A 19,798-nucleotide genomic window follows, 5' to 3' on the forward strand; every position below is an offset into this window, starting at 1 on the left:
CCTGCCCCTGAATCAGCCTTTCCGCACCAAAAACCCCGCCACGAAATACCCATCCGTCCCCTGCACGTGCGGCAGGAGCCGGAAGCTCGTTGCCCCCTCGCCCAGAATCTCCCGCGGAAGCTCCGCCTCGATCGGCAGTTTTTCCAGCCGAACCGCCATCCCCGGCGTTTCCCCGACGAGCCGCTCGACCACCTCTTCGGCCTCCTCCCGCAGCACGCTGCACACCGCGAAGACCAGCCGCCCCCCGTCCTTCACCCGCGTCGCCGCGTTCCGCACGATCGCAGTCTGCAGCTCCGACAAACGTTTCACGTCCTCCGCCGTCCGCCGAAGCGCAATCTCTGGCCGCCTCCGCAGCGTCCCCACGCCCGAACACGGCGCGTCCACCAGCACCCGATCGTAATCCTCCGGCACCTCCGCGAACGCCCCTGTCCGCGCCGCCCAGTCGACCGCGTACGCCGCCCGCGCCCCTCGCCCCGCCGGACCCTCCTTCAATCGCTCGAGCTTCGCGGCGTACAGATCCGCCGCGTCCACCGCGCCCTCGGGGCCCACCTCGTCCGCGAGCAGCCACGTCTTGTTTCCGCGCCCCGCGCAGGCGTCGAGCACCCGCTCGCCTCGCCGCGCCCCGAGCGCGAGCGCCACCACCTGCGCCCCTTCTTCCTGCACGATCCACGCGGTTCCCGCGCCCGGCAATCGCCGCACGTCCCCGGCGCCGCGCACCAGGATCGCTCGCGGCGAGGCGTGTCCTTCCTCGAATGTGCCGTCCGGACAAACCTCACGCAATCGCGCGACCCACGCCGCCCGATCCTCCGACAGCGCGAGCGACAAACCCAGCGGCGGCGGCACCGGGCCTGCGGCGAGATAGGCCTCCGCCGCGCTCCGCCCGAGCGACCGACGCAGCGATCCTCGGAGCCATCCGGGTGCCGACGCGCTCGCCGCCTCGATCAGCAAGGGCCGCCCCTTCGCCTCGACCTCCGCCGACAGCTTCCGCAAAATCGCATTCGCGAACGACCCCGTCCGCACGTCCCCTTCCGCGCGGATCGCCCCCACCGCCTCGTTCACCGCGGCGAACGCCGGCACCCGATCCAGAAAGCAGATCGTATACGCCGCCATGAGCACGTGCGCCCGCGCGATGGGCGACGGCAGGTCGAGCTTGCCTTTGGGCGTCAAGGCCGAAAGCCTCGCGACGAGCGCCGCTTCCGTACGCAAAACCCCGTACACGAGTTCGGTTGCGAGCCCCGCGTCGCGCGGATCCATTTCGGAATGCCGCCCGAGCTCGGCGTCGAGCGCCGCGGCTGCGAACGCCTCCGTGCTCCACACCCGCGCGAGCACGCGGGCCGCGATGATCCTCGCTTCGCTAATCAACGAGCTCCCTCAACTGCCCTTGGATCACGTCCCACCGCCGCTCCACGTCATTCTTGAACGCCACCCCCATCAATGCAAAGAGCACGAGCAGGCCCACGAGGCTCGCGATCTCCCGCACCCGGAGCGGCAGAGGCCGCCGTGACACCGCCTCGAACAGGAAAAACAGGAGATGACCGCCGTCGAGCACCGGGATCGGCAAGAGATTCACGAGCCCGAGGTTGATGGAAATCACGGCCATCGCCCACACGAAATAGGAGACGCCCTTCGAGCCCTCCTCGCCGACCACGTCGTACACCGTGATCGGCCCGCCCAGCGTCGAGATGCTCACCTTGCCTTCGGCGATCCGCACGATTCCCACCACGATGAACCGGATCACGTCGTACGTCTCGTCGAGCGCGCTCCGGAGCGCGAAAGGCAAGAGCGACGCGTGTTCCACGTACGCCTCCGGCACCACTGGCGACCAGTTCGACGCCCGCACGAAATACCGCGGCCGGTGCTGCCCGTATTCGTCGATCCAGTCCTCGCGCCGCAGAAGAATCGTCCCGCTCTTCTTCACGCCGCCGCGGAGCCACGTCACCGTGTGCGGACGATCCGGCGAAGCGAGCAGCCGTTCGAGGAACGTCGCCCAGGCCGTCACCGTGGTTTGGTCCACCTCCACGATACGATCCCCGGGCCGCATGTCGGCGTTCCATTCCGCCGAACCCTCGGCCACGTCGAATACGTAAAGGTCCGCCGATTCGAGCCCCGTGCGCTCCTCCAGATCGCCGTGCCCGCTCGCTTCCGGCGTCAGCGCCGCCACGCCCGACTCGTACACGGCCATGTCCGCGAGCCCGCCGAACGCGCGCGGCACCTTCACCGGCCGCAAATACGTCACCGGCACCGTCTCGCCGTGATTCTCGGACAGCGCCGTTTCGAGATCCGCGAATGTCTTCACCGGCCGGCCTCGCACCTCGGTCACGAGGTCGAACGTCCGGAGCCCTGCGCGATACGCCGGCGAATCCGGCCGCGAGATGCCCACGACGGCCGCGGGCCGGCTCGGCTTGATGCCGATTTCGCCGACCTTCTCCACGATGTCGAGCGGTTTCCGGACGACCTTCTCCTCCGGCACCACCACGACCTCGACGTGCTCGTTGTTGCGGAACACCTTGAGCCGCAGCTCTTTGCCGGGGCTCTCGCCGATGATCCGCGCGAGCTCGGCGAACGTCGAGATTCGCTCGCCGTCCACCTCGAGCACCCGATCGCCCGGCACGAGTTTTCCCTCCGCCGGGTGTCCGGGCAAAACGAAGCCGACCGTGGGGGGTGAGAATCGTGTCTCCCCGACGAAAACGGAGAAATACAGGAGGACCGGGAACAGGATGTTCATCGCCGGGCCCGCGATGACGATGATCACCCTTTTCCAGAGCGCCTGCGCCTCGAACGTACGCTTGCGATCCTCGGGCAGCACCGGCTCCTGCCGGTTCTCCTCGAGCATCTTCACGAAGCCGCCGAGGGGCAAGAGCCCCACGCAATACTCCGTCTCTCGTCCTCGAAACCGGAGCACCTTCGGCCCGAAACCCATCGAGAACGTGAGCACCTTCACGCCGAAGATCTTCGCCCACACGAAGTGGCCGAGCTCGTGCACGAAGATGAGCACGGAGCAGAGAAGCGCGAAGTAGAGCAGATCCACGGCTGGCGTATCTCTACGCGAGATCCCGCCGGGGCGCCAAGGACAAAACCGCGCCCAGGACGCTCTTTCCGCTCACAAGGGGCCCCTATTTGCCCGGCCCGCACCGCCGTGCAATCGTTCGCCCCTGCATTCGGAAGGGGGGATCCGTCTTGCGCCTGCTCATCGTCTCGTACGCTTTTCCGCCCGTCGGCGGCGTCGCCGTCCAGCGCGTCACCAAGTTCGCGAAGTACCTGCCCTCGTGCGGCGTCGAGACCACCGTGCTCACGGCGGAAAACCCGTCCGTCCCCATCCGGGACGAGAGTTTGCTCCGCGACGTCCCGGCCGAAGTGAAGGTCGTCCGCGCCCGGACCCTCGAACCGAGCTACGAGAAAAAGGCTGCCGTCTGGCGCGGCGCTGCGTCGAAGGGCCGCTTCTCCGGCGCGCGCCGTGTCCTCGCGCGCCTTGCCTCCGCCGCGCTCGTCCCGGACCCGCAAATCCTGTGGCTCCCCGCCGCCGCGGCCGCGATTCGCCGCCTCTCGGCGAACGTCGACGTCGTCCTCGTCAGCGGCCCGCCTTTTTCGCCTTTTTTGCTCGGCCCGCTCGCGCGTGTCCCGTTCGTCCTCGACTATCGCGACGAATGGCGCACCGCGGCCACCTATGAAATGCACGGCGGCCCGCTCCTCGCGCGCGCGATCGACACGATCGAACCCGCGCTCGTCCGGCGCGCCGCGCGAATCCTCACGGCCACCGAGGACTTCCGCCACAACCTGCTCGCGCGTTATCGCGACCTCGACCCGCGCCGCGTCATCACGCTGACGAACGGCTACGATCCAGACGACTTCGCGCACATCCTCGACGCGCCTCCGCCCCGGACCTACGCGCCCGGCCGCAAGCTCGTCGCGACCTATGCCGGCACGACCTTCTGGCATACCTCGCCGCGTGGCCTCTTCGCGGGCTTGCGCCTCCTCGCGGAGCGCGCGCCTGCCCTTGCGAACCTCTTCGACATTCGTTTCATCGGCCGCGTCGTCGATACCGAGCGCGCCGTCTTCGAGGAAAACCCGCTCCCGATGGTCCGGCATCTCGGTTTTCGCCCGCACGACGAGGCGCTCTCGCTCCTCGCGGAGAGCCACCTCGCGCTCGTCATCGTCGACGACATCCCGGGCAATGCGGCCATTTATCCGGGGAAAATCTTCGACATCATGGCGGTCGGCCGGCCTTGCCTCGCGCTCGCGCCCGAGGGCGCGCTCTCGCGCCTCGTCGAGCGACATCGGCTCGGCCTCGTCGTGCACCCGCGCGAGCCCGCCGCCATTGCCGCGGCGCTCGAGCGGATTGCGCTCTCATTTCAGCGCGGCGAGCCGCTCCTTCCTTCCCATCCTGTCGGCCTCGAACCTTTCCACCGCCGCGCCATCGCTGGCCGCCTCGCCGAGGTGCTCCGCGACATCGTCGTTCCGCAGGGACAAACGAGCGCGTCCTCGGCCGCCTAACGAGCGGAGGAGGCGATTCGTTCGAGCACCGCAGCCAGTTCCTTCGGGTGGCTGATCATGGGGAACAAGCCGGCGGCGACCTCGTGAAACTCGAAGCCGTCCGCCCGCGCCTTTTCCACGAAGTGAGCGATCGGATCCGTCTTGAAGAACGCGATCAGATCGTCTCGCGCCGTGCCGAGCACGTAGGCGCGGGGCATCCGGGGCTCGCCGTGCGCGAGCACGATCGGCTCTTCGAGGCATTTCATCGGATGCGGCGAGAGCCTCGGCCCCACCCAGGCCCGGTCCGCGGGATCGTAGATGCCCATCGCCTCGAAGGGAAATGGCGGCAAAAGCCGGGGCCCCTCGTTGCCCGACATATCATCGAGCTTGCCGGCCGTCCCTCCGCCGAATGCGCCCATCGCATTGCGCCCGTTCGTCGGCACGTGCCCGTTCACGTACACGAGCCGCGCAATCCGCTCCGGCACACGGTCCGCGACGCCGGTGATGACCATCCCGCCGTAGGTTTGCCCCACGAGGATCACGTCACGGAGGTCCTCGTACACGAGCACGTTCGTGATGTCATCGATATGCGTCGACAAACCCACGTGCGGGCCGAGCAAATGTGAGCGCTCGCCAATGCCCGTGAGCGTCGGCGTGAAGACCGTGTGCCCTGCGCGTTCGAGCTCCGAAGCGACGCGCCGAAACCCCCATCCGCCGAGGAAAGGGCCGTGGACCAGGACGAACGTCGCCGTCATCTCGCGGCCTCCACCTTGGGTTTTTCGCACAGGCTCGCGCGTTTTTCCTGACAGGCGAGATCGTTCGCGCGTCCGTCGCTCGGGAGCCACTCCGCGCAATCCTCGTCGCCGAGGTTGTTCGGCTCTCCGCTCCGCCATGGCGGCGCGCCGACCGGCTCGCCCGAGGCCCACCGGAAGTCGTCTTCTTTCGCCGCGTCCGAGAGCCCGATCCACATCGACCCGACGTCGATCTTCGCACCGATCGCCGCAAACAGCGCGTCGTTCTCCTCCGCCGACTCGATCACGGCGAGGTCCCCGCCCGATTGCGCGCACCGCGCCTGCGCATTTTGCCACGTCGCGGCATCTTGCAAACAATACTCGCGCTTCCCGACGACGAGCCGCGCGCTCTCGGCGCACTTGAGCGCGCCTTTCGTCCCCGCCGGCGATCGGCTCTTGCAGAGCGCCATGCGCGGCACGAAGCAATCGACGTCGTTCCACCGCCCGCTCCCGAGGAGCCACGAGCCGCAGTTCTCCGCGCCGCCGTCGTTGTTCGGCTCGCCGCCGTTCCACGCGAAGAATCGTATGGGCTTGGCGTCGGGGCCGAGCCACCGCCCCTCTGTCGGCTCCACGAGCCCGAGCCACACGTTCTCGCCGCTGACGGGCGACACGATCGCCGCGCGGATCACCTGCACTTCGGCCTCGGACGTGATCGACGCGAGGTGCCCGCCGTGCTCCTCGCAATGCCGCTCGGCATCCGGCCACGATTGCAGCTCCGTGAACACGCAATACGTGCCCGTCGCGGCCACGATTTCCTTCCCCCTGCCACACGAAAAAGGCGGAAGTGGTTTCGGCGCGCCGTCCGCCACTTCGAGTTTCGGTTTTTCGGGGGCGGAAGCGGAAGCGGACGCCGAGGGAGTCGCAGAAGCGGATTCCGCGCCTCGTGGCGTCAGCGCCTCGTCGGGGTTCGATACGATCGTCGGACCCGGACCGCAGCCAGCGAGGGCGAGCAAAACGACAGACCACGACGAACCGGACGTCCGCATGGTCCGGATCGCATCAGCCCCCGGGCCTTCCTGTCAAGGCATTCACGCGCTCTCGGTGCGCGCGAATCGCTTCGTGCCGAGGGCCACCAGGATCCCGAGCACCAGCGTCACCCCCGCGAACAAGAACTCCGGCTTCTCTGCGCCTGCGAGCAGCGCCACCGATCCCGCGGCGCCCACGATCGGAATGATCTTCCCGCCCGGCACCCGGAACCCCTTCGATTCGCCGTCCTTTTTCCGCAAGACCGGCACCGCGAGGCACGTGAACAGATACTGGATCACGATCGTGATGTTCGACATCCCCACGAGGCGCCGATAATCGAAGAAAAACGCGAGCGCCGCCGTGATGGCCGTCGTCCAGAAGATCGCCACGTGTGGCGTCCCCCAGCGACCGTGGATCCGCGCGAGCGCCGCGGGCATGAGCTTGTGCGCCGCGATCGCCTGCGCGTACCTCGGCGACCCGAGCGCGCTGCCCGCCGTGAATCCGCCGACCGAGAGCAAGCTGCCGGCGACCACGATCGCGCCGATCGTGGGACCGATGAACCGCGCGGCGTCGACCAAGGGCTGCCCCGATTCCTCGCCGATCTTCGGGTACGTCGCGACCAGCACCGCCTGCACCACGATGAAGAGCAGCGCCGAAATCGACAGCGCTCCGAGCGTCCCGAGCGGCACGTTGCGCTGGGGATTTTGCGTCTCGCCCGCCGCAATCGGCGCGACCTCGAAACCCTGCAGCGGAAAGAGCGCGAGATACACTCCTTGCCCCACGCCGAGCGCGCCGAGCGGCAGTTTTCCCCCGAGCCGCGACGGATCGAAGAGCGACACCGCCACCACGAGGAAACACAGGATCGCGCCGATCTTGCCGAGCGTCATCGCGTTCACGACCCACGCGCCTGGTTTCACTCCGAAATAATTCACCACCCCGAGCGCCACCACGACCGCCGCGGCGATCGCGGACCCCACGATCGGCGCGCGGATCCCCACGAGCTCCACGAAGAGGCTCGCGTTCGCCGCCCAGCTCACGAACGTGTTCGCCCAGCAAAACCAGCCGACGAGGAAGCCGGCCCGGTCGCCGAACGCATTGCGCGCATAGAGGTACGTCCCGCCCGTGTCGACGTGCCTGCCCGAGAGCTCGGCGAAGCAGAGCGCCACCGGCATCAGGAGCAGCGCGCAGAGCGCGAAGGAGAGCGGGGAAAACCCGCCCATCACCCGGTGCATGTCGTCGGGCAACGCGAACACGCCCGATCCCACGGTGGCGTTGACCCCGATGCAGAGGACGTCGAACAACGTGAGCCTGCGCCGCAGGGAGGGCGCCTGGACTTGGGTCGAGTCGCCGAGGGCGGAGACGCTCATGATGCGGACCCCATGCAGGAGGAGACGATCGAAGCGGGGCCAACAGTCTAGGACGCGCGGGCCGCGCGAAGCAACCCCTTCGATCGTCCTTCGGCTTGACGTTCCCGGTAAAACCCTTCATCGTGCGGGCACAGGAGGAATCCGGCATGAACGAGCGAGCCGACTGGTATTATCACCGCAAGGGGTGAACCTCGTGCACCCGAGCGCGGGAGTTTCTCGCGCAAGAAAATGTGGCGATTGGAGAAATGGCCGACGCGGGCAAGCTCAAGCTTGGCGAGGAGGGCGCGCTCGCGCTCGCCCGGCAGGCCGAGCGCGTCGTCGCGGTGAAAGGAAAAAAGCGCGTCACGCTCGACATGCGCGCGCGTCCGCCCGATACAGAGGTGCTCGGGGCCATGCTCGGGCCGACGGGCGGCCTCCGGGCCCCGACGATGCGGGTAGGACAAACGCTCGTGGTGGGCTTTGATCCCGAGATTTACGCCGAGGTCCTCGGGCTCGGGAAGGGGTGAGCGGGCAGGATCAATCCGCCAGGTTGCCCATGCCCATGCCCGAGAGCAGGTGCTTCTGGACCTCGGCGTGCGCTTTGTTCAGCGCCTCGGTCGCCTGCCCCGAGATCGGATCGACGACCACGCGCGCGGGGCGGCTGCCCGCGGGCGCCTCGACGAGCGCGAGGACCGCGTCCGCCACGAGCTGCGGGTTCGGCACGTTGTCGCCTGAGAACATCTGCTCGAAAGACTTCGCCATCATCTCCACCGCGTTCGCGAACGGCCCGTAGCCCTTCGCGCGCTCCTGATCCCCGCCCACGGCGACCTTCTGGCCGAATTCGGTGGGGAACGCGCCCGGCTGCACCAGCGCGAGCTCCACGCCGGTCGCTTTGAGCTCATAACGATAGGCCTCGCTGAGCGCTTCGAGCGCGAACTTGCTCGACCCGTAGGCGCCCATGACCGGGAAGATCACGCGCCCGAGGCCGCTCGAGATCTGCACGACGAGGCCCTTGCCCCGCGCGCGCATCGACGGAAGCGCCGCGCGGAGAACGCGGTGCGGACCGACCACGTTCACGTCGTATTGCCGGAGGAGCTCCTCGCTCGTCAGCGTCTCTTCGAGGCCGAGCGACGCGTAGCCGGCGTTGTTCACCACGACGTCGAGGTGCCCGGCCTTTTCGAGCGCCGTGGCCACGGCCTTGTTCACGGACGCGTCGTCGGTCGCCGCCATCTCGAGGACGTGCACGCGGCCCTCGCCGGCCTTCGTGAGCTCCGCGGCGGCCGTCGCATTGCGGCCCGCGATGTCGCGCATCGTCGCGAAGACCGTGTGGCCCTTCTTCACGAGCGTGAGCGTGATGAGGCGGCCGAAGCCGCTGTTCGTACCGGTGACGAAGACGTTCTGGCTCATCGGGTTCTCCTCCCAACGGGAAGGGCGCTAGATAATCACAGCACCGCCGCGTGGGAAGGGGGCGACCCGTCACCGAGCAAAAAATCGAACCTCAATCTCCGTTTGGCTGACCCATGCGGAGCGGGCCGCCGCGCGCGGTCGACCAGAGCAGGCAATTCTCGGCCGATCCGGGCACCGTGAACACATCGAGTCCGTGCTCGAAGGTCTGCACGAAGATCTCGACCTGCCCATCGCCGTCGAGGTCGCCGACCGCGGGTGCCGCGGGCGCGCCATTGCCATTTCCATTTTGCTCGCCCGTGTTGTGGAGCGGCACGTCGTGGAGGAGCGTCCCGTCCGCGCCGAGGATCACGAGATACCCCGAGTCGAGCTCGTTCGGATCGCCGTACGTGGCGAAGATGAGTTCGGGCGAGCCATCCTGGTTCAGGTCCGCGACGGTCACCTCGGTCGCGAACATGATCGACTTTCCGTGCGTGTAGTTGAATCGCCAGATCTGCTTCGCGTCCGCGCCGAACGCATACACGAACCCGTCGTTGAACGGCGCCACGATCTCGGGTTTGTCGTCGCCCTGGATGTTCACCGTCGTCGCCGTCGGGATGCCGCCCGGCGGATAATACCCCTCCACCTGAATGGGTTTTTCCCCGCGCGGCAACGTCTCCCAGCCGGGCTTGCGCATCGCCGAGCGGCTCCCGTCACCGTGCGCGCCTTCGAGCACCATGATCGCATAGCCTACCGTCTCGTACGGCTCGTTTTTCTCGATGTTCGGTAGCCCCAGCACCTCGTTTTTCCCGTCTCCATCGAGGTCGACCACGTTCGGCGGCGACGCGGTCCACTGGAGCCACTCCGCGAACGACGGGTGCGGCCACTCGCCCGTGTGCAGATTGTAATGGTCCGCCTCGATCTTCGGATCCGCCCAGCGGATGAACTGACCCCACGTGAGGCGTTGTCCCTCGAATTCGTTCGCGCGGTTCGTGAAGAACGGCGCGGCGTCGATCGCCACGCCGTCGTGGTTGAAGGCCTGGATGTGGTGGTTGTCGTAGGTCGCGAGCACCTCGAGCTCCGGGTCGTCGTCGATGTTCCCGACCGCCACGTTGAGCCCGTAGCAGCCATACCCGGAGTGCCCCATCCCATTGCGATCCGCGTCGTTCCCGGCGCCCGTGAGGGGATTGTATCGAGGCCACGCCGGAAAACCGAGCCCCGCCGGTTGATGGAGCGATCCATCGGCGCGGAACACGAACACCTGCGCCCCGCCGTCCTCCGTGCTCGCGGTTTGCGTCGTGGTCACGACGATCTCGAGCACGCCGTCGCCGTCGAGATCACCGGCGGCCATGCCGCGCACCTCGGGCGCGTTGTTCGCGGTCGTCGTGCTCGCGGGGAAACCCGCCTTCGGCACGAGCGCCTTGTCCTTCCATTCGTACGCCCAGACCTCGTGATCGCTGCCGTACACGATGTCCACGAGCCCGTCGCCTTCGAGGTCCGCGACGATGTGCGGGGCGTACACGCGTCCCTCGCCTCCCTCGGCCTTCGCGAGCACCTTGCCCTCCGCGTCGTGGACGAAGACCGAATAATAGGCCGCGATGAGCTCGCGTTTTCCGTCGCCGTCGAGGTCCCGCACGACGGGCGAGGCGAACCAGCTCGTCTCGCCGGGAAGCGTCATCTTGTATTCGGGCGCCATCACTTCGCCCTTGCTTTCGCCCTTCTCGCACGTCGTGTTGCGCGTCCCGCCGGTCGTGGAGCCCCCGGTCCGGCCCCCGGGGCCGCCCTCGCTGTCGCCGCAGGAGGCGACCGTGAGGGAGAGGCCCGAGGCGAGGAGCAAGAAGAGGAGGGGTTTGCCCCGCCGGGACATCGAGCGATGGAATGAGCGCATGTGGGTCATGTCGTCCTCGTCGCGCAAAAGAAAGGTGCCGCGTCCGCCCCCAGCGGCGGCGGGTCCGAGGATATCAAACTTCGTCCGGTCGTGGTAAGGTCGCCTCGTGCGACCCCGGTGAGCCATGCGCGCGTCTGCCACGGAAAACCGAGCTTCACGAACCCACGAGAGCCGCGCCGTCTGCGCGCTGCTCTGCCTTCTCGCGCCCCTCGTGCTCGGCGCTGCGTCGGCCGACGAGGCTGCGTCCTCGCCTCCGGCCGATCCTCTGCCCGAGCTCCCGCCGCCGCCCGACCCCGTGGCGGCGCCGTCCGCGCCCGCCGCGAGCAATGCCGCGCCGCGTGAGCGCTCGACGGTGGAGATGGCGCGGCTCGACGCGGGCGTCATGTACGTCCGCGGCCTGAAAATGCTGGGGTTCGGGACGCTCGCGCGGTACCAGGTCCTCGTCGGCGTCATCGACCTCGACGTCGTGCGTTTCCCGCACGAGCGGCTCGGCTTCGAGATTCACCTGAACGGCGGTCCGATCGGATTCGACGAGAATGCGCAGGTCGAGATCGGCCTCTCCGGCGCGGGCCTCGTCGCGCCGCTCCGCTGGAAGGGCCGGGCGCCGGGCTCGTTCGTCCTCGGCGTGGGCGGCACCTTCGAGTACGGCCGCCCCGTCTGGCTCGAACCAGGCTATCACGGCGCGCCTTTCGGCGTCGCGCGGTTCCGAATTTTCCCCACGGAGACCGTTGGACTTCAAACGAGCTACCGCTTCGTCCCGATCACCACGAACGAGCTTGCGCTCCAGGAGCACGACGTCGAGCTCGGCGTGAGCACGGGGCTCCTGCAGGTCGGCGCGCGCGTGCGGGTCGACGAGGTGCGGGGCGGCGATCCTCTGAGGCTTTATCGATCGATTGGCGGAGGCGTCTTCGCCGGGCTCGTGGTGTTCTGATGAAGATGCGCGCGCTCCCGATCGTCGTCCTCGCCCTCGCGACGCTCGCGGGTTGCGAGGACGAGCCCGTGCGCTCGACCGACGTCTCGACGCTCGACATGCTCTTTTCTCTCGACGCCAGCGACGAGGGAAACGGCGCCACGGTGCGCGTGCGGATCTCGAGCCCGGTCGGTGAATTGCGTTTGTCGGATGGTGACACCCTGCGCCTCAGCATGGAGGGAACACCGCTCCCGCTGCGCGAGGTGGAAGAAGACGATCGCCCCGTCTACCTGGCCGAGATCGAGGGTTTGTCGGGGGATATCACGTTCGACCTGGAGCGCCGCGCGGATCGGAGCATCATCGGCCGCGTGATCCCCGTGCCGCCGCCGATTGGGCTCTCCGCCGAGCCGCTCATGGGGGATGCTCCGCTGAAGCTCACCTGGAATGCGGCGCCCGAGGGCAACCACGTGCTCGGCCTGGCCGCCTCTGGCACGTGCATCAAGCCGCTCGGCCGCACGTTGCCGAACGACGTGGGCCAATACGAAATTTCCCAGGCCGAGCTCGTGCCCGCGAATCCGGCCATGCCCGGCCCGTGTCCGCTCCAGGTGACGCTCACGCGGACCGCGACGCTCCAGGAGCCGATCGCACCGCCGGCGACGCAAGTCGGGCTTTACGCGTGGTTCGTGCTGAGCCGCACCGTCGAGGTGACCTGGACGCCTTGAGGGCGACTCAGCGATCGGCGACGATTCCCCGGAGAATGGGCGGAAAATCCTCGGGCCGGACGCCCTCGGTCACGAGCGGCCGGCTGTTCTGCGAATTCCAGAAGAGCACGACCTTCCCCGCGAGGCGCGTTGCGTCGTCGAGCAAAGCCGCGAGGGTTTTTCCCGTATAGGTCGGTTCGAGCGCCATCCCTTCCGTTTCCTGGGCGAGCGTGATCGCCCGTTCTCCTTTTCGTGTCGGCGCGCCATAACCTGCGCCGAGATGGTTCGTCGCGAATCGCACGCGGGCGCGGCCGAGGCGCACGTCGGGGAAGGTCGGATCGAGCGAACGCGCGAAGGCCACGGTCTCCCGGGCCATCGCGAAAAACCGCGCCTCGCTCGACGTCTCGGGGCTCGACGTCCGCACGGCGACGACCTCGGTCCGGAGCCCGGAAAGCTCGAGCCCGAGCGCGAGGCCGACCGCGCTGCCCATCGTACCCATCGCGAGATAGACACAATCGGGGAGAGGGCAATGCCCGGCGCCAACCTGCTCGGCAAGCTCGAAGCCAGCATTGACGAACGCGAGGTTTCCGAGCGGGGAAGATCCGCCGGGGGGCACGAGATACGGCGCGCCGCCTTTCGCCGCCTTTGCCGTCCGTTTCGCCAGCGCCTCGGCCTCTGTAACCCCGCCGATCACGACCCGGATCGAGGCCCCGGCGCGCCGCGCGGCGAGCAGGTTTTTCCGGACGTACGGGCTCGGCGTCTGTGGGGCGAGCAGCAGCGTGACCGCAAATCCCTGCGCCGCGCCGTACAGGGCCGTCGCGACGGCTTGATTCGAACCGAAGGCGCCAAACGTGACGATTTCGCGCGCGCCTTTCGCACGCGCCTCTGCCAGGAAAAACTCGAGCTTGCGTGTCTTGCCTCCGCCGTATGCGGCGCCGGCGAGGTCGTCCCGCTTGACGTGGAGTCCCGCGAGCCCGGCCTTTTCACCGAGCTTCGCAGCGCGCTCGACGGGCGTGGGCAGAAGGCCGAGCGGAAGGCGCGGCAGGTGGGGCGCGAGGCCCGGATGGGCGCGGAATAGGGGAGGGAGGTAATCGGCGGGCGCGGAAGCGGAGGCGGGAGCAGACGCGGAAGCGGGAGCGGCGGCGGAAGTGGGAGCGGAAGCTGCGGCATCGGCGGTGTTTTGCGTCCGCTGCTCACACCCGACGAGCGTGCCGAGCGCGAGGGCCGAGAAGGTGCGTCGGTCGATCTTCATCCGTCGACCCTCAACGCCCGCGGGCGGGTTTTCCAACCCGGGGGCATGTGTTTTTCACGCGTGCCTCCCATAGAACCAGCCTCGCTCACGCCCGCGCGAGGGCCACCGAGATTGCCGCGTCGGCAAAGGCTCTTGTCGCCTCGCCGAGGTCCCCCGCCGCCCGTGCAGCTTCGAGACGCGAATAGGTCGCCGCCATCGCTCGCAATCCGACGTTCGCGAGCGCCGGCGCGAGCGGCGGGATCCGGGCCGAAAGCACGCCGTCCTGCGCCAGCGCGTCGAGAGCGGATTCGAGCCGCCCGAGCGCGCCGCCGAGCAGGTCCGGAGCCTCGGGCGCGGCGAGCGGCAGCGCGGGGATCGGCGCGGCCGGCGCGAGATCCGGGATGACGACACGAGTCGTGCGCCACACACAGATTTGGGGGGTACGGTGGGGTGAGGAGCGACCAGACGCAGGGTTGACCAGTGTTCGAAATCGCCGGGTATTCCACGGACGAGCTGCTCTTCGAGGAGGGCCAAACGGCTCTGTACCGAGCGCATCGGCAACGAGATGGGCTGCGGGTGGTCCTCAAGACGCTCCGCCGCGAGCGCCCCACGCCCGACCAGCACGCCAGGCTGAGGCACGAATACGAGATTTCCCACGATCTCGACATCCCGGCAGCCATCAGGGCCTACGCCCTCGACACGTCGACGGCTCGACCCGTGCTCGTCCTGGAGGACGTCGCAGGCGTGTCCCTGGAGCAGCTCCTCGGCGAGCCTATGCGGGAAGATCGCTTCCTGTCGCTCGCGGCGCGGATCACCGGCGCCCTTTCGGAGCTGCACGCACGGCAAATCGTGCACCGGAGCATCAGGCCCGGCTGCATCTTCGTCCTCGGGGAGGACGGCGACGTGAAGCTCGGCGATTTCAGCCGCGCGTTCGTCCTGCGCCACGATGAGGGCCCCGTGGCGGAGTCGCAGGGAATCGCAGGCGCACTGCCATATATGTCACCCGAGCAAGCGCGACGCGCGACGCGCGTGGACGGTCGCGCGGACCTTTATTCGCTGGGCGTCATCTTCTACGAAATGCTCACCGGAGCCCTGCCATTCTCGGCGCAAGATACGCTCGAGTGGATCCACTGCCACATGGCCCAGCAGCCGAGAGCCCCGGCGGCGCGGGTCCCCACGATTCCCGCGATCGTCTCCGACATCGTCCTCAAGCTCCTCGCCAAGGATCCCGAAGACCGCTACCAGAGCGCGCGGGGGCTCGAGGCCGACCTCCTGCGCTGCCTCTCGCAATGGCAGGAGCAGCAGCGAATCGAGCCTTTTTCTCTCGGCGAGATCGATGTCCCGGAGCGCCTCCGCCTCGCGCGGCGCCTCTATGGCCGAGACGCGGAGCTCGCCGCGCTGAAGGCGGCATTCGAACGCGTCGCCCTGCACGGCCGGCCTGAGCTCGTTCTCATCAGCGGCTTCTCTGGGGTCGGGAAATCGACGCTCGTGGGGGAGCTGCGCCGCTCCGTGATACAGCGAAACAGCTTCTTCGCCGCCGGGAAGTTCGACCTCGTCATGCGCGAGCGGCCGTATGCCATTTTCTCCCAGGCGCTCGGGGAGCTCGTCCAGAAGCTGCTCGGTGAGCCAGAAAAGCAAATCCAGGCGTGGCGAAGGCGCATCCTCGACGCACTCGGCCCGAACGCGCGCCTGATGACCGAGCTCGTCCCCCGGCTCTCGCTCATCGTGGGCGAGCAAGCTACCGTGCCGGAGCTCCCCCCGACCGAGGCGCAGGGCCGCTTTCGCCGGGTGCTCTGGAAGCTCCTCGCGATCTTTGGCACCGCCGGGCATCCCCTCGTCCTCTTTCTGGATGACCTGCAATGGGTGGATACGGCCAGCCGCGAGCTCATCGAGCACCTCATGATTCACCCGGACACACAGCATCTGTCGCTCCTCGGCGCTTATCGGGACAACGAGGTTGGCGCGGCCCACCCGCTCGCCAGGATGATCGGCGCGATTACCGAGGCTGGGGCCTGTGTGCAGATGATTCACCTGGCTCCGCTCGACATCCCGCAGGTCGAGGCCCTGCTCGTCGACGCGCTCCACGCGAGCCGCGACGAGGTCGCGCCGTTGGGGAGGCTCATCCACGAAAAAACGGCCGGTAATCCCTTCTTCGTCAACCAGTTCCTCACCTCGCTCTACCACGAGGGCCTCCTCCGATTCGACGCGTCCGCGAGAGCGTGGCGCTGGGATACGGAGCGGATCCACGAAAAGGGGTATACGGACAGCGTCGCTGATTTGATGGCAGCGAAGCTCATGAGGCTATCGCCCGACACGCGCGACGTGCTCATGCTGGCGGCCTGCGCCGGTCATCAAGTCGACATGCGCACCCTCTCGGTGATCACCGGCGTCACGGAGGAGTCGCTCGAGCGCCTGCTCTGGGAGCCACTGGAGGGCGGCTTGCTCCTGCAGCGCGGGAATCTCGTCTCCTTCACCCACGACCGGGTGCAACAAGCCGCCTATGCATTGGTCCCCGCGGAGCGGCGCGGCGACATACACTTACAGATCGGCCGGCACTTGCTCCGGGAGGCGGGATCGCCGGCGGACGATCGCGCGTTCGATCTGGCGAACCATTTCAACCTGGGCGCCGAGCGCATCACCGACCCGCGCGAGCGCGAGACGGCCGCCGCTCTCGACCACGCGGCGGGCCGCAAGGCACACGGCGCGACCGCCTATGGCGCGGCTGCCGATTATTATGCGGCGGGCATTTCTCTCCTCTCGCTCTCTCCAGATGCCTGGGCCTGCCGCTACGACCTCATGTGGTCGCTGCACCTCGGCCGCGCGGAGTGCCGTTTCCTCGCCGGGAGCCCGGACGAGGCCGAGACGCTGCTCATGCCGCTGCTCGGCCAGGCGCGCTCGCGCTTCGACATGGCATCCGTCCACCGCATGCTCACGGAGCTGCACATCACGCGGTCTCGGTTTCCAGAGGCGACCCAGAGCTGCCTCGCGAGCCTCGCGCTCTTCGGGGTGCACATATCCCCGCACCCGAGCCGCGAGGAGGTCGATGCCGCCTATGCGGCCGTTTGGGTGGAGCTCGGCGAGCGCTCGATCGAGTCATTGCTCGAGCAGCCGCCGATGGTCGATCCAGACGCCCGCGCGGCCCTCGACGTCATGTCGAGCCTCATCGCTGCGGCCTACCAGACCGACGAGAATCTCCTTTACCTGCTCGCGTGCCAGATGACGCTGCTCAACCTGAGGGGCGGCGCCGCCCCCGCCTCCGCGCGCGGGTATTCCTTACTCGGGATGGTCCTGGGGCCCCGTTTCGGACGTTTTGACGAAGGCTACCGGTTCGGGCGCCTCGCATGCCAGCTCGCGGAGCGCCACGAGAACATGGCCTCCAAGCCAATGGTCATCAACCTTTTCGCCGATCACACGGAGTACTGGACCCACCACGTGCGTCATAGCGCTCGCCTGACCAGCGATGGCCTCGAAGCGGCCCTGCAACTGGGAAATCTGACCAATGCGTGTTATCTGATCTTCCAGATGCTCGCCATTCGATGGGAAGCATCCGATCCGCTCGACGAGGTCCTCGCGGACAGCGAGCGCCGAATCGAATACGTTCGCAAAACGCAGTTCTGGTACATCATCGACGGCATCGCCGGCATCCAGCTCGCCATCCGCCGCCTGTACGACCCGATGGCGCCCGGCCTCGATCCGGCCCTCGACGCGCCGGCCGTGGAGGCGCGCCTGCGCGCGCCTGTGCAGAGCGCGATGCGGAGCGTCTATTACATGCTGAAAGCCGAGTCGCTGCTCTTCGCGGGTGACGTCGAGGGCGCGGCGACCGCGGCCGGAGTGGCGAAGGCCGACCTCACTCCGGCGCGCTGCCATCGGTTTTTCCCGGTGTATCCATTCGTACGCGCATTGAGCCTAGCCAGGCTCGCCGGGCGCGCCTCGCCGGTTGCGGATGGCGCCGCGCTTGTGGAGGTGGCCGAGCATCAGCGGAGGCTCGCGGCGTGGGCGGCGCGCTGCCCGGAAAACTTCGCCCACAAGGCGACCCTCGTCGCCGCCGAGCTCGCTCGCCTCGAGGGGCGGAGCGAGGAGGCCATGGCGCTTTACGAGCAGGCCATCCTGGAAGCTCGGCGCCACGGGTTTGTGCAGTACGAGGCCCTCGGCAACGAGCTCGCCGGCCTTCATTACTTTGCCAAAGGTTATTCGACCATCGGTCGCGCCTACATGCAAGAAGCCCTGGACTGTTATCGTCGCTGGGGCGCGCGCGAAAAGGTGCGTCAGCTCGACGCGCGATTCCCGGCGCTCGACAAGCGCGCATCGTGCGATGGCGCCGGCGCGGCGCCTGAACGCGACGTGCAGCTCGATACGCTCACCGTGGTCAAAGCCACGCAGGCCATTTCGCAGGAGATCGTCCTGCCCAAGCTGCTCTCGACCCTTACGCGCCTCGTGATCGAGCACGCGGGCGCGCAGCGCGGCACGCTCGTCTTGACGAAGAACGAAGGCATGATGATCGCTGCGACGGCGGAGGCGGGGCAAGATCGAGTCACGCTCGTGCCGGGGGAACCGGAGCGCGCGCTCGAATCGCTGCCGATGTCGATCCTGCATTATGTCCGGCGGACCCGCGACAGGGTGCTGCTCGGCGATGCTTCGTCGCCGAGCCCGTTCGCGGCGGACCCCTACATTCTGCGCTGCCGTCCGCGATCCATCTTGTGCGCGCCGATCATCCGAAAAGATGCGCTCGTTGGCATGGCGTACCTCGAGAACAACCTCACGGCGCGCGCATTCACGCAGGACAAGCTCACCGTCCTCGATTTTCTCCTCTCGCAGGCGGCGATTTCGCTGGAAAATGCAAAGCTCTATGCCGATCTCCAGCAGGAGAACGCCGAGCGGAGGCGGGCCGAGTCCTCGGTCCGCGAGAGCCAGCAGCAGCTCCAGGCGATCATCGACAACACGAGCGCCATCGTGTTCATAAAGGATCTCGAGGGCCGATACATCCTCATCAACCGGCCGTTCGAGGAGCTCTTTCACCGGAACAAAGCGGATATCATCGGGAGGACCGATGACGAGGCCCTCGGCGTCGAGGAGGTCGAGACCTACCGCGCCAACGACCGCGCGGTGCTCGCGGCCGGCAAGCCCATGCAGCTAGAGGAGACGGTCTTCAAGGACGGCAGCAAGCGTACCTATCTCTCGCTCAAGTTCCCCGTCTACGACGCGACCGGGCAGCCCTATGGGATCTGCGCCATCGCGACCGACATCACGGAGCGCAAGCGCGGCGAGGAAGCGTTGCGCGAGGCCGTCCGGCTGCGCGACGAGTTTCTGTCCGTCGCGTCCCACGAGCTCCGGACGCCGCTGACCTCATTGCAGCTCGCGACGCAGCGCCTCCGCCGGCTCGTCGTCAAGGCGACGCTCTCACCGGAGACGGTCGGCGAGCTCGCGGCCGTCACGGAGCGGCAGGCCAAGCGGCTGGGCCAGCTCGTCGACGTGCTCCTCGACGTCTCGCGCCTTCAGACGGGGCAATTCACGTTGCACTTCGAACCCGTGGATCTGGCGCTCGTCGTGCGCGAGGTCTTGGTCGGGCTCGATGGGGATCTGACGCGGTGCCGATGTCCGGTGCAGGCGCAGCTCGGCGCGCCCGTCGTGGGCCAATGGGACAAGCTACGGCTCGAGCAGGTGGCCACGAACCTGCTCATGAACGCCATGAAATTCGGCGCGGGCAAGCCGATCGAGGTGGTTGTCTCCGCGAATGACGGCGAGGCGACGCTGGCCGTCACCGACCATGGTATCGGTATCGAGCCCGGGGCCCGCGACCGCATCTTCCGGAGATTCGAGCGAGCCGTGCCCGTCGAGCATTACGGCGGGCTGGGTCTCGGGCTCTACATCACCCACCAGATCGTCGCGAGCCATCGCGGCACAATCACGGTAGAGAGCGAGCCTGGCAAGGGCGCGACGTTCACCGTGCGGCTGCCGCGCGCCACGGAGGCGGCGACGGCGGCGCTCGAATAGACACGGGTCCAGGCGAAGCAGGGGGCGTCGAGCGCCGTTGTGCTGGTTGGATCTGTTTGCACACCATACGCAGCCTTCGTTATGCTGCATGCGTGTCCAAACCTATTTCTGTCTTTTGGAG

General features: G+C 67.8%; 13 protein-coding genes and 1 pseudogene. 5 read left to right on the top strand and 9 right to left on the bottom strand.

The genetic code is table 11. From position 1 onward, the window contains the following. Nucleotides 1-12 precede the first annotated feature (12 nt). A complete protein-coding gene (locus tag KEG57_RS08760) occupies nt 13-1,362 on the bottom strand; it encodes an RsmB/NOP family class I SAM-dependent RNA methyltransferase (protein ID WP_272417613.1) in 1,350 nt (449 codons plus the stop codon). Continuing rightward, on the bottom strand, nt 1,355-3,028 hold the full coding sequence (rseP, locus tag KEG57_RS08765; protein ID WP_272417614.1) for an RIP metalloprotease RseP: 1,674 nt from the start codon (nt 3,026-3,028) through the stop codon (nt 1,355-1,357). The genes KEG57_RS08760 and rseP overlap by 8 nt, the downstream gene beginning before the upstream one ends. Nucleotides 3,029-3,177: 149 nt before the next feature. Between rseP and KEG57_RS08770 the strand changes: the two genes are divergently transcribed. Then, entirely contained in the window at nt 3,178-4,491 is a 1,314-nt protein-coding gene (locus KEG57_RS08770; protein WP_272417615.1) for a glycosyltransferase family 4 protein, read from the top strand. Here KEG57_RS08770 and KEG57_RS08775 read toward each other — a convergent pair. The 3 genes from KEG57_RS08775 to KEG57_RS08785 all read right to left on the bottom strand — a co-directional run bounded on the left by KEG57_RS08775 (nt 4,488) and on the right by KEG57_RS08785 (nt 7,594). Continuing rightward, entirely contained in the window at nt 4,488-5,225 is a 738-nt protein-coding gene (locus KEG57_RS08775) for an alpha/beta fold hydrolase (protein ID WP_272417616.1), read from the bottom strand. The genes KEG57_RS08770 and KEG57_RS08775 overlap by 4 nt on opposite strands. Further along, nucleotides 5,222-6,010: a C-type lectin domain-containing protein gene (locus tag KEG57_RS08780; protein ID WP_272417617.1), complete on the bottom strand. Its 789-nt coding sequence runs from the start codon at nt 6,008-6,010 to the stop codon at nt 5,222-5,224. Before KEG57_RS08780 ends, KEG57_RS08775 begins: the two co-directional genes overlap by 4 nt. Nucleotides 6,011-6,289: 279 nt before the next feature. Continuing rightward, nucleotides 6,290-7,594 carry an APC family permease gene (locus tag KEG57_RS08785; protein ID WP_272417618.1) on the bottom strand — a complete coding sequence of 435 codons (1,305 nt, stop codon included), beginning with the start codon at nt 7,592-7,594 and terminating at the stop codon, nt 6,290-6,292. A gap of 200 nt (nt 7,595-7,794) precedes the next feature. Here KEG57_RS08785 and KEG57_RS08790 point away from each other — a divergent pair. Next, nucleotides 7,795-8,100: pseudogene (locus KEG57_RS08790) on the top strand (ArsC family (seleno)protein); the annotation flags it as partial. A gap of 10 nt (nt 8,101-8,110) precedes the next feature. Here the strand turns inward: KEG57_RS08790 and KEG57_RS08795 are convergent. Further along, nucleotides 8,111-8,980, bottom strand: a complete 870-nt coding sequence (locus tag KEG57_RS08795; RefSeq protein WP_272417619.1) for an SDR family oxidoreductase — start codon at nt 8,978-8,980, stop codon at nt 8,111-8,113. Nucleotides 8,981-9,071: 91 nt separating this feature from the next. Continuing rightward, complete coding sequence (locus KEG57_RS08800; protein ID WP_272417620.1) at nt 9,072-10,853, bottom strand: FG-GAP repeat domain-containing protein; 1,782 nt, start codon at nt 10,851-10,853, stop codon at nt 9,072-9,074. A 115-nt stretch (nt 10,854-10,968) separates the two neighbouring features. Here KEG57_RS08800 and KEG57_RS08805 point away from each other — a divergent pair, with 115 nt between their 5' ends. Further along, on the top strand, nt 10,969-11,775 hold the full coding sequence (locus KEG57_RS08805; protein ID WP_272417621.1) for a hypothetical protein: 807 nt from the start codon (nt 10,969-10,971) through the stop codon (nt 11,773-11,775). Further along, nucleotides 11,775-12,476: a hypothetical protein gene (locus tag KEG57_RS08810; protein ID WP_272417622.1), complete on the top strand. Its 702-nt coding sequence runs from the start codon at nt 11,775-11,777 to the stop codon at nt 12,474-12,476. The genes KEG57_RS08805 and KEG57_RS08810 overlap by 1 nt, the downstream gene beginning before the upstream one ends. A gap of 7 nt (nt 12,477-12,483) precedes the next feature. On the opposite strand, the gene KEG57_RS08815 is transcribed toward KEG57_RS08810, so the two are convergent. Further along, nucleotides 12,484-13,707, bottom strand: coding sequence for a 1-aminocyclopropane-1-carboxylate deaminase/D-cysteine desulfhydrase (locus KEG57_RS08815; RefSeq protein ID WP_272417623.1), 1,224 nt, complete (start codon nt 13,705-13,707; stop codon nt 12,484-12,486). A gap of 85 nt (nt 13,708-13,792) precedes the next feature. Next, nucleotides 13,793-14,113 (bottom strand): hypothetical protein, encoded by a 321-nt coding sequence (locus tag KEG57_RS08820; protein ID WP_272417624.1) that lies wholly within the window; start codon nt 14,111-14,113, stop codon nt 13,793-13,795. 53 nt (nt 14,114-14,166) lie between these two features. Between KEG57_RS08820 and KEG57_RS08825 the strand changes: the two genes are divergently transcribed. Further along, nucleotides 14,167-19,677, top strand: coding sequence for an AAA family ATPase (locus KEG57_RS08825; protein WP_272417625.1), 5,511 nt, complete (start codon nt 14,167-14,169; stop codon nt 19,675-19,677). Nucleotides 19,678-19,798 lie beyond the last annotated feature (121 nt).

It is taken from the genome of Polyangium jinanense (assembly GCF_028435365.1).